This is a genomic window from Neisseria sp. P0009.S007, assembly GCF_051962515.1.
The window spans coordinates 1-999 of the sequence record NZ_JBQCVF010000554.1; the positions used below are offsets into that span (position 1 = coordinate 1).

1 protein-coding gene is annotated in these 999 nt (G+C 53.6%); it reads right to left on the reverse strand.

Annotated features, from left to right (window positions below):
* Positions 1–58: 58 nt before the first annotated feature.
* Positions 59–999, reverse strand: a 941-nt coding sequence (locus ACTHS3_RS14760) for a PFL family protein (protein WP_440368045.1), incomplete at its 5' end; no start/stop codon positions are given.

A 999-nucleotide genomic window follows, 5' to 3' on the forward strand; every position in this document is an offset into this window, starting at 1 on the left:
AAATAAAAGGCCGTCTGAAAATCAATTTCAGACGGCCTTTTTTTATTTATCAATCCAATCAGTTTTTCATTGATTGAACCGGAGCCGGGATTCTGCCGCCTCGGTTGACAAACACTTCGCACGAACCTTCTTTAACCGGCATCACAGGCGCGTAGCCCAACAGGCCACCGAACTCGACGCTGTCGCCGACGGTTTTGCCGGTTACCGGAATAATGCGCACGGCAGTTGTTTTACTGTTGATCATGCCGATGGCGGCTTCGTCGGCGATGATGCCGGAAATGGTATGAGCAGGCGTATCGCCGGGTACAGCAATCATGTCTAAACCAACGGAGCAGACAGCGGTCATTGCTTCGAGTTTATCTAACGTCAGCACACCGGCTTCGGCAGCGGCAATCATGCCCTCGTCTTCTGAAACGGGGATAAATGCGCCGCTCAAACCGCCGACCGCACTGGAAGCCATCATGCCGCCTTTTTTTACGGCATCATTCAGCAAGGCCAAAGCCGCTGTCGTGCCATGCGTACCGCAGACGCTCAAGCCCATTTCTTCAAGAATGCGCGCCACCGAGTCGCCGACGGCGGGGGTTGGTGCCAACGATAAATCGAGAATACCAAACGGGATATTCAACATTTTTGAGGCTTCGCGGCCGATAAGTTCGCCCACGCGGGTAATCTTGAAAGCGGTTTTCTTCACAACTTCCGCAACTTCGGTCAATGTCGTTGCATCTGAATTTTCCAACGCGGCTTTTACGACACCCGGGCCGGATACGCCGACATTGATAACGGCATCCGCTTCGCCCGAACCATGAAACGCACCCGCCATAAACGGGTTGTCTTCCACCGCGTTGCAGAACACGACAATTTTAGCACAGCCGAAACCTTCGGGCGTGATTTCGGCCGTGCGTTTGATGGTTTCGCCTGCCAGCTTGACCGCATCCATATTGATACCGGCGCGCGTGCTGCCGATATTGATGGAGCTGCACACGATATCGGTGGTTTTCA